This is a genomic window from bacterium (assembly GCA_035549195.1).
Taxonomy (GTDB): domain Bacteria; phylum Oederibacteriota; class Muellerivitia; order Muellerivitales; family Muellerivitaceae; genus DASZRK01.
In genome coordinates, this window is sequence record DASZRK010000063.1 from 32,784 (window position 1) to 43,435 (window position 10,652).

7 protein-coding genes are annotated in these 10,652 nt (G+C 59.9%); all 7 read left to right on the forward strand.

Annotated features, from left to right (window positions below; all coding sequences use genetic code 11):
- The first annotated feature begins 15 nt into the window (after positions 1-15).
- Entirely contained in the window at positions 16-1,725 is a 1,710-nt protein-coding gene (locus VHE12_11515) for a hypothetical protein (GenBank protein ID HVZ81404.1), read from the forward strand.
- Positions 1,715-5,425 (forward strand): hypothetical protein, encoded by a 3,711-nt coding sequence (locus VHE12_11520; GenBank protein ID HVZ81405.1) that lies wholly within the window; start codon positions 1,715-1,717, stop codon positions 5,423-5,425. The genes VHE12_11515 and VHE12_11520 overlap by 11 nt, the downstream gene beginning before the upstream one ends.
- A 79-nt stretch (positions 5,426-5,504) precedes the next feature.
- Entirely contained in the window at positions 5,505-6,122 is a 618-nt protein-coding gene (locus VHE12_11525; protein HVZ81406.1) for a PH domain-containing protein, read from the forward strand.
- Between the two features lie 90 nt (positions 6,123-6,212).
- Positions 6,213-7,325 (forward strand): 3-deoxy-7-phosphoheptulonate synthase, encoded by a 1,113-nt coding sequence (locus tag VHE12_11530; protein HVZ81407.1) that lies wholly within the window; start codon positions 6,213-6,215, stop codon positions 7,323-7,325.
- A gap of 18 nt (positions 7,326-7,343) precedes the next feature.
- Complete coding sequence (locus VHE12_11535; GenBank protein HVZ81408.1) at positions 7,344-7,967, forward strand: lysophospholipid acyltransferase family protein; 624 nt, start codon at positions 7,344-7,346, stop codon at positions 7,965-7,967.
- A gap of 205 nt (positions 7,968-8,172) precedes the next feature.
- Positions 8,173-9,891, forward strand: coding sequence for a 30S ribosomal protein S1 (locus VHE12_11540; protein HVZ81409.1), 1,719 nt, complete (start codon positions 8,173-8,175; stop codon positions 9,889-9,891).
- A 285-nt stretch (positions 9,892-10,176) separates the two neighbouring features.
- Positions 10,177-10,652: tetratricopeptide repeat protein (locus VHE12_11545; GenBank protein ID HVZ81410.1), on the forward strand; the 476-nt coding region annotated here is incomplete at its 3' end.

The window sequence follows — 10,652 nt, forward strand, 5'->3', positions numbered from 1 at the left end:
ATCCGAAAGGATCCCATGCGCGACTGGAGCAAACCCGCTTTCACCTTGCTCCTGGGGATGGCCCTCTGTTTCTTCTGCCTCAACCTTTACCTTTCCAACCTGCCGGTCAATTACACCTATGACGGGATGGTCTTCGCCTCGAAGGTCGAGAGCGACCATTTCCCGCTTTGGGATTATTTCCATCCCCACCATCTCCTTTACACCTTCCTGGGCCGTCTTCTGTTCCTCTGGGGAAGGGCCCATGGGGCCGCTTGGGACGGCCTGGTCACCCTTCAGTTCTTCGATCTGACCACGGGCGTGCTGGGCGTCCTGTTGCTTTTCCACCTCCTGGTGCGGGAGACGGACGACCGGTTCGTCGCCGCCCTTTGCGCCACGGGGTTGGCCTGCACCCTCAGCTATTGGTATTTCTCCACCACGCCCGGTGTGCGGATCTTCGCCACGGTCACGCCCCTTTTGGCCTGGTATGTCCTGACCTGGCAGAAAAAGCTCCCGCCGTTCTTCGGCCTGGTGGTGGGTCTTTTCCATGCCCTGGCCGCCTTGGGTCATCAAACCAACCTTTTGCTCGTTCCGGCCTTCCTGGGCGGGTTCTGGTGCATCCCGGGCCGCACGGCGTGGGAAAAACTGCGCATGTGCCTTTATTATTCCGTCTCCCTCACCGCCGGGGTGCTTTCGGCCTATGGTTTCGTCGGACGTTATGTCTGTTACCGCAAGACCTACGAGAGCTGGCTTTGGTGGGTCTTTTCCTATTTCCATGTGAAGGCCTGGGGCGGGCATCTGGAACAGGCCGGGGTGGACCGGGGGAAATTCGCCATGGTGCAGGCCTTTCTCGCCAAGGCCGTGCCCACGCAGGTCATGGTGGATCCGTTCACTTTCGAAGCGGCCAAGACCCTTTTCCAATACGCCCTTTGGTCCCTCCTGGCGGTGCTCCTTTTGAGGTCCTTCCACTATTGGAAGGGGCACCGTCAGGCCCTTTGGATGTCCCTGCTTTGGCTCGTCGCCTATGTCCCTTTCTTCATCTGGTGGGAACCTTGGAACATCGAATTCTGGGTTTCCTCCACCGTCCCTTGCTGGGTCCTGATCGGCCTGGTGGCTTCGGACCTGTCGAGCCTCTGGTCCCAGCCCGTGGTCCATTGGGCCAACCGCCTTTTTTTCAGCGGACTTTGGGCCGGATTGGTGGTTTTGCTTTTTTTCTACAATTTTCACGGCAATCTGGTGAGGTCGGCCACCAATGCCTATGGCCACAAGGCCCTCTTGGGGGCCTTGGACTGGAAGGTGCGCAAGGACGACCTGCTGGTCCTGGACGGCATCAACACCATTCCTTTCTATATCGACCGTTACTACAAGCGGGATTACCTGAGCCTGCACGCTTTCCTGAAGCGCTACGAACCCAAACCCGCCGACAAGAAGGCGACCCCGGTCCCGACGTCCCAGGCGACGCCAACGCCTCCGCCCGATCCGTGGAAGGATCTTTCCGATCTTTTCGCGGGCGTTTGGAAGCGCCACCGGAAGGTTTGGGTCTTGACCGAGGCGGTGGATGAAAAGGATGATTGGCGGATCCGGTTGGAGAACCTGATGAAGCTTCCGCCGGGGAAGTTGACCGAATTCTTCAAAAGCTACGAATTGAGGCCCGTGACCTACCAGAAGAAGATCTATTTCTACGAGGTGGTCCAGCCCAGTCCAACCCCCTCGCCCAAGCCGTCCCCCAAGGCCCTCCATGCGCCCTAGGACCCTCCTGCCCCTGGTTCTCCTCTTTTTGTTCTTCCGGATCCCGGCCGATGGGGAAAAAACCCCGGTGGTCGATGTGGTCCCCCTGGAAGTCTCCCCGCAAGTGATCAAGGCCCAGCCCACCCCGACCCGTTCCGAGGCGCACAAGGACCTGCCACTGGAGGAGATGGGCCCGGAAATGCTCCTGGACCATCCCTGGTTGAACGACCTTTATTCCTGGGGAGAGACCTTCGATCTGGACCATCAGGAGGTCAAGGCCGCCAATACGGGCGCCTATTGCATCGGCAATGGGAGGTCCTTCGCGCTGGTCGGCCTCTCCAGTCCCCTTTGGAGCTGGTCCAACCTCTATGGAGCCTCCTACCAGGAACCCGACCTGGGGGCCATGAAGATGGACGTGACAAGGGCGGGGAACGATTTTTGGTGCCCGAAACAGGAGATCGGATGGGTCAAACGCTCCGGGGTGGTGCGGGTGCGCGCGGTGGGGAAGGGCATCCTAGTGGAGACCTATGACTTCGCCCCCGCCCGGGCCAACGAAAGCGACAGTTGGGACAATCCGCCGGTCCTGGTCCGGCTGGTCCATATCCAGAACAACGGGGACCAGGACGAGAACGACCTGGACATCCAACTCAAGATCCAATCGGCTTGGAACGTCAAGATCCATCCTGAACAGGAGGGGCATGAACTGGTCTGGGACCAGAAGGCCCAAAGGGCCAAGAAGCGGACCATCTGGCGGATGGGGTCCTTCAACCCGAAACGGGTACGGATCTGGGACGGGAACCTTCATTACGGCATCGAGTCCCTGAAGCCGGGGCAAGAGACTTGGACCGGTTTTTATCTCCTCTCGGCCGGGGGGCGGACCGAGGCCCACAACCTGGCCGAGGATGTCCGCAAAAAGGGAGCTGTGCGTCTTTTGGACGAGACCCGGGATTATTTCACCCGATGGTTCGACCAGGGAACGACCTTTTCCGGGGACGCCAAGATCGCCGATCTTTTCGAGATCGAATCCATGATCTTCAAGTCCCAACAGTCCTATTCGGGCGGCTTCTCACCCCTGATCGGCTATTCCTACACTTGGATCCGGGACAACAACGGGCCCATCCGGTGGTTCCTCAAGACGGGACATCCGAAAGAGGCCAAGGGCGCCATGGATTTCTTCTATGGCGTCGGTTCCACCATGGGATCCCTTCCCAACAGCATCCGGGTGGATTATCCCCTGGACTACCGCAAGAAGGACCTTTCCAACATCCACGTGGAACACGCCGAAACGCCCAACTGGATCGTACTCCAGCACTGGTGGTATTACCTCGCGACCGGCGACCTGGAGTTGATCCGGGCCCGGTGGAATTACCTGGTGCGTTGCATCAAAGGGCAGGTCAACGAGGACGACCAATATTTCTTCCACCGGGACGAGACCTATCTTTGGTGCCTGGAGTCCCGCTGCTTCGACGAGGTGCCTTTCCCGAACTACTATCTTTCCACCTATGCTTTCTCCACGGATTCCAGCTTCGACCTGGTCTCGGCCGCGGACCACCTGGCTTACCTGGGAAAATACCTGGAAATGGACCGGGAGGTGGAGGACCTGAAGAAATTGTCCCAAGCGGTCCGTGACAAGGCCGAAAGTACCTATTGGGACGAGAAGCACGGTTATTGGGCGCCCGCCCAGTCCCTCCTGGGCCCCCTCTACAACGCCCCTTTTGCCAATATCCTGGTCAATCCGCTTTGGTGCGGTTATGCCCGCGGGGAACTGGACCCCCTGGGGCCTACGCCCTTGAGCACTGGGCGGGCGGTCTCGGCCCTTTGGAATGCCTATCCTTGGCTGGGCCGTCCCGACGGTTTTTGGAAGACCACCCCAACGGTCGATTTCTTCGTGGGCATGAACCCGGGTCAGCTTCTCTACGATTTCTGCGAGGCGCACCTGGCCTGGGCGGGCAAGGCCTATCAAGCCGTCCTCAAGGCCGCTACGCCTTCCGGTGAGTTCGCCGAAATGTATGACGGCGATTATAGACCCTGGAATCCGCCGGTCTGGGGGGTGGGGACCAGCGGCCGGGTGCGTCCCTGGGAAGGGGGCCTTAACACCGAATCGGTCCTGGAATACTTGACGGGGTTCGAACCGGACGCCGGGAACAACCGCCTGGTCCTTTCCCCCCACCTGCCCGAGGACATGAAGGAACTGGACGCCCAGCGTTTTTGGGTCGGACCGGTCCGCGTGTCCCTGGCCCTGAAAAGGACCTCCTCCCGCGAGTGGACGGCGACGTTGCACTTGGATCGCGGTGAGCAGATCGGAGTGGTGATGGACCTTTGGGCCGACCACCGGCGCTTCCGATCGGTCGAGGCCGCGCCGAAGGTCGAATGGCGGAAATCCTTGGAGATGACCGAGGGAAGGGAAGCGCTTTGCGAAACGACCCTGGAGGCGGACAAGGATCTTGTCTTCACCATCCAGGAAGGCGGGACCCTGAGCGACAGCGAGATCGATCCTCCGGGCCCCCAGACCTTCAAGCCGGATCCCTATGAGACGGAATCGGGGGATGTCCTGCTCCTGACGACCCCCACAGGCGTCTTCCAGCAGCATAAACATGCCCGTCCAGAGCGGTTCTTGGAGACCGGGCGGGAAGAGCTGCGGCTCATGAAAGGGGTCACCAAGTCCCTGTCCTTCCTGGACCTGGACCTTCCGATCGCGCCCGAGGACATCGTCAATGGACTGTTGGACGCCAAGGGCGCCAACAAAGTGAAACTGGCGGTCCTGGGGCGGGGCGCCTTTTCGTCGGGCAAGCACGATTTCAAGCCCGAGATCTATTGGACCCACCCCAAGCTTTGGCAGGGGATCAAGAAGTTCCTCGAGCAGGGCGGTGTGCTCTTCCTGGGCCCTTCTTATCCGGACCGGGAGGTCCTCCCCCAATGGGTGGTCAACCTCACGGGCGGTTGGGAGGAAGGGCTTTCGAAGGATAAGGCCCTGGCCATCAACGCCAATAAGGTCTCGTCCATCCAGACGAAGTTGGACGAACTGCCGGTCAACGACAAGGGGGCCGAGGAGGCCCATGGCGTGAGCGTGACCGGGGAAACTTTCGAGGACCAGCAGACCCTTCCCGACCTCCAGGACGAGAAGAAGATGATCCAGGAACACGGCCGCGGGTTTTCGGGCTACTACCAGTTCACCATGCGGACCGTTCCCGGCAAGCGCCACCGTCTTTGGTTGCGGGTCAACACGGCCCATAACATCAAGGGGATGGCCTTGCAGGTCCAACAAGGGGACGGGTGGACCCAGGTGGGGGTGCGGACCCAGAACCTGGGCGAGACCCGGCACTTCGAGTCGCTCTATTTCGATGTTCCTGACCGTTTCATCATTTCCGAGCGGACGACCTTCCGCTTGGTCTCCAAGAACGGGGAGGAAGTGAACGCCTACCGTCTCTGGATGTACGCGGTGGAGGGCGGCCGCAATGAATCGCTCCCGGAGATGCTCGGTTTCGGCGCCAACCAGGACATCGGATCGGTGGTCCACGGCTTGATCCCCAAGGGGAAGGATTGGAAGGTCCCGGTCGTCCTGGCCCAGCACGGGGACCAGGGGGCGGTCATCCTGCAAAAGGTGGGCAATGGGTTCCTGATCCGAAGCGAGTTGTCCATGGAGGATTCGGTCCCCATCTTCAAGGCCCTTCTGTCCCCGGGATTGGTCGAGGACATGCGGTCGGCTTGGGACAAGTTCTAGGCCGGGGGAAGGGCTCAGTTTTTTTTCCCTGGACGTTTAATTTTGTTAGAGTGATTCAGCCTATTTGAAAAGGATGGCCATGCGCGCTCCGGTGCTCAACCTGTTCAAGTTGAAGAAAAAAAACCATGAGAATGCCCCCGGCAAGGGGCGTGAGGGACATGGAGAGGACCTGTTGCGCGCCATGCCGTCCTGGGGGATGGTCCTGGTGGCCTATGGGTTGGCGCTTGGTTTTTGCTGGGTGAGCCATCAATTCTTCCTCTGGTTCCCGCCTTACTTGCGGGAGGTCTTCAAGAACCTGCGGGGGCTTCCGGTGGAATGGGCCGACCTGGGACTCGATTGGGCTGAGCGAGGACTGGCTTGGATCGCTTGGGGCGCGGCGGTTTACCACCAACTTTGGCAATTGGGGACCCGTTACCGGCTGACCGCCCATGACATCCAGGTGGAACATTGGTTCCCTTTCCGCCAACTCATCTCGATCCCCTATGGGGCGGTGCGGCGGCTGGGTTTCACCCAAGGGCCCGTGGGGATGATCTTTCAGTTCGGACATGTGGAGCTCGATACAGGGAGTCCCCAAGGCCCCGTCCTGTTGGTCAATTGCCCCAGGCCCCGTCAATTCATCCAAGCCCTGCAACCGAAGGTCGAGTCCATCCTCCAGCCCCACCTGGGGCCGCATCGGCGGGCGGGGGATACGGCCTGAGGGAAGGCTTGGAAGTGCCTTCCGCTCTTCCTATAATCCCCGCTCTGAAGCCGACGCCCCACCGGCCTGAATCCAATGGAAAGAACAAGCATGGCGACCACCAAGACCCGTAAAAGAAAACTCACCCAGATCGGAAAGGTTTCCCTGCGGGCTCGGGCCCAGGACACCCATGTGGCGGGGGCGGAAGTCCTCATCTCCCCGAAAAAGGTCAAGAAGCAGCTTCCTGGGAACCGCAAGTCCTTTGAGACCGTCCTGACCGCCCGCAAGGACTTGGAGGCCATCCTGGACGGGAAGGACCGCCGTCTCTTCGTGGTGGTGGGCCCCTGTTCCATCCACGATCCCCAGGCCGCCTATGAATACGCGGTCAAGCTCAAGCGCCTGGCCGGCATGGTCAAGTCCACGATGGTGCTCATCATGCGGGTCTATTTCGAGAAACCCCGCACCACCATCGGTTGGAAGGGACTCATCAACGATCCGGACATGAACGATTCGTTCCACATCGAAAAGGGGATCCTGCTCGCCCGCCGCCTCCTGCTGAAGTTCAATGAGATGGGTCTGCCCACCTCTACCGAGGCCCTGGACCCCATCATTCCCCAATACATCGCGGACCTCATCAGCTGGTCGGCCATCGGGGCCCGGACCACCGAATCCCAGACCCATCGGGAGATGGCCAGCGGACTTTCCATGCCGGTGGGCCTCAAGAACGCCACCGACGGAAGCATCCAGGTGGCCCTGAACGGGATCAAGTCGGCCCGCACTTCCCACCATTTCCTGGGGATCGACCAGAACGGTCAATCGGCCGTCTTCCGTACCACCGGAAATCCTTACGCCCATATCGTGCTTCGGGGAGGGTCCAAACCCAATTACGACCCGGCCTCCATCAAGGCCTGCGAAGAAGCCCTGGGGAAAGAGGGGCTTCCGGTCAACATCGTGGTGGATTGCAGCCATGGCAACTCGAACAAGGACTACCGGCTCCAGCCGGTGGCCTTCAATGCGGTGGTGGACCAGATCGAGGCGGGGAACAGGTCCATCGTGGGATTGATGCTGGAAAGCAACCTGAACGAGGGGAACCAGCCCCTGCAGAAGGACCGGTCCCAGTTGAAATACGGGGTCTCCATCACCGACGCCTGCATCAATTGGGTCACGACCGAAGAGCTCATCCTATCGGCCCACCAAAGGCTCAAGAAGCTTTGGGGCCGCTAGGCCTGACCGGGGGGTCCAGTGCCTTCCTTCCCTAAACTCCGTTTCACGACCACTTGGCTCGTCGAACTCCTGTTCAAGACCCGTGGGTCCGGGCTGGGGAACATCCCGGCCGAAGGGCCTTTCGTGGTCGTGGCCAATCATGCCAGCTTCCTCGATCCCTATCTCATTGGCTATACCAGTATCCATCGCCAGGTCGGGTTCATGGCGAAGGAGGAGCTGTTCCGCGTTCCGCTCTTTGGATGGATCATCCGCAATTGCGGGGCCTTTCCGGTCAAACGGGGGACCCGGGACCAGCAGGCCATCCAGCGTTTCCACGATTTCCTCCATTCGGGAAAGCCTTTGGTGGTCTTCGTGGAGGGGACGCGGACCTTGGACGGGAACCTTCAACCGGCCAAAAAAGGGGCAGGGATGCTCCTCTATAACGCCCGGGTCCCGGTCATCCCAGCCTTCATCGACGGGACCTTCCAGGCGTGGCCTAAGGGAAAACTTTTGCCCAAACCCCATCCCACGTCCGTGACCTATGGCCCCACGATCGACCTGGAAGACCTTTACCGGCTGCCGGCGGACCGTAGGACCTACGCCCTCATCGCGGAACGCGTGACCCAAAGGATCCGCGACCTGAAACCAGCCCCTAAAAAATGAAAAACACCCGAATTTACAGGGCGTTTCGATTTGAAGTCCCCCACCCCTGATGTAGAATGGCCTTCCTTCAAAGGCAGGCCTCCGTACCCAGATTTCCCCCCTGAACCCGTTGTCCGCAAGGGCGGGTGGAAAGGTGGACCGGGAGGGCCCCTCTGAACTATTCCATCCCTCCTAATCCTATGGAGCCGAGAACATGAGGTCCCCCATGCCCGAATCACCCATCCATGAAATGACAATGGAAGAGCTTCTCAACGAGGAGAAACGCCTTTCCAGGGGTCAGGTCGTCACGGGCCAGATCGTCAAGATCGATTCCGACGACCTCATCGTCGACGTCGGCTATAAGACCGAAGGTGTCATTCCCCGCGCCGAGTTCCAGGACATCACGGGCCAACTGACCGTCAAGGTGGGCGATCAGGTGGAGGTCTCGGTGGAACGGATGTCCGATTCGAACGGACGCCTGCGCCTCTCCAGGCGCAATGTCGATAAAAGCCGGGTCTGGCAGAGCCTGGAGGAATTGTTCAACGCCGGGGGACTCATCAAGGGCCGTATCACCAAGAAGGTGAACGGCGGTTTCCGTGTGGACCTGGGGGTGGTCGAGGCCTTCCTGCCCACCAGCCAATCCTCCCTGCAGAAGAACCCCGATCCGGGGGACGACCTCCTGGAAAAGATCTTCGACTTCAAGATCATCAAGATCGACCGCAATCGGAACAATGTGGTGGTCTCCCGGCGCCCGGTGTTGGAACTGGAACGGGATGAAAACCGGCAAAAAAGGCTTGGTGAACTCCATCCCGGGGACATCCTCGAGGGGAAGGTCAAGAGCCTGGTGAGCTATGGGGCTTTCGTGGACCTGGGCGGCGTCGACGGTCTCCTGCATATCGCCGACATCGATTGGGGCCGGGTCAATAAGGTCGAGGATTTCGTCAAGGCCGACAGTACCCTCAAGGTCATGGTGCTCCAGGTCGACAAGGAAAAGGGGAAGGTCTCCCTGGGGCTCAAGCAGATGATGCCGGACCCTTGGGCGGAGGCGGAGAAACGGCACCGGGTGGGACAGAACGTGGATGTGGAAGTGGCCCACTTGGTCGATTACGGCGCCTTCCTGAGGACACCGGAGAACCTGGAGGGGTTCTGCCATATCTCCGAACTGTCCTGGTCCAAGAAGGGCAGGAAACCCACGGAGATCCTGAAGGTGGGGGACAAACGACAGGCCCAGATCACCGAGTTGGACCTGGAAAAACGGAAGATCGGCTTCAGCCTTAAGCGGCTGGAAAAGAGCCCCTGGGAAGATGTGATGAAGAAGTATCCCATTGGGTCGAACCTCGAGGCGACGGTCACCAATGTGGCCGAATTCGGCCTTTTCATGGAGATCGAGGATGGACTGGAGGGGCTCCTGCACCAGTCGGATATTTCCTGGGACAAGCGGACCAAGACGCCCCAAAAGGACTTCAAGGTGGGGCAAAAGCTGACCGTCAAGATGCTGGCCATCGACCAGGAGAAGAAGCGCATCTCGCTCGGGCTCAAACAAGCGACCGGCGATCCTTGGGACAAGGCCGAGGAAAAGTACAAGCCCGGCCAGGTGGCGGCGGCCAAGGTCCTCCGGTTGACCGAATTCGGGGCTTTCCTGGAACTTGAAAAGAACGTGGAGGGTCTGGTCCATAAGACCGAGGTGGCCGCCCATGTCCCCAAGAAGCTCGAGGATGTCCTGAAGCCGGGCCAGGAGGTCCAGGTCAAGGTCCTTTCGGTGGATACGGGGAAGCGCCGTATTTCCTTGAGCATCAAGGCCCTCGCCCAAAAAGAGGAGAAGCCGGCCGAACCGGGAGTTTCCGAAGAGCAGATGGTGGACCGCCGGACCAACGCCTTCCAAAAGATGCTCAAGAAGTTCCTCAAAAAGACCAAGACGGATGAAGAGGAAGAAGAACTTTACTGATCGGCCGTCCGCCGGTCCTCCTCTGGGCCGGTGCATGGGACGGGGCGGTGCGTTCTTTTTCATGCATTGCATCCCGTTCGTTCCTTGAAAATGAAATGGGAACGGAGCCGGAGCGTCGGCATCGTTCCTGCTTTCATCCAAGGGACGTCCGATCGATCGAGCCGCCCAGCGGCCGGTCTTTTCCTTTCGGCCGGGCGTCCAAAGGCAGTGGTCTTGCGGGGCTCGATCGGCTTCCATTAAACTCTGCCCGGACCGATGTCCACGTGATCCACTAGATCCGACCCAGTGAGGCCTTTCATCGTCCTGATCATCCTCTTCCTCCTTGTTTTATCGGCCCGCGCCGGCGCGGCTGGCATCGATGCCCCTTCTCCCGCCGATGAGGGACGGGCCCTCCTCAAGGCGCGCGCCTATCACTTGGCCATGGAACGATTCCGCCAAGTGGAAGAGAGGAGCGAAAGTTACGTGGAACAGGCCCTGGCCCTGAAGCTCATCGGGGAGACGCGCTTCCACGAGAAGGAATATGGGGAAGCCTACGAAGCCTTTCAAAAATCCCTCCGGTTGAATCCCCTGACCCCGAACGCCCTGGGGCTGGAATTCCGCTCCGCGGTGGCCCTGGTCTACCTGAAGAACTATCAAGGGGCCATTCCGAAATTCCGCGAACTGGAACAAAGGGCGACCGAAGTGGAGACCCTTTGCGACCTCCTTTTCTGGGAGGCGGAGTGTCATTTCCAACTGGAGCATTACGGACAGGCCGAGGCGGC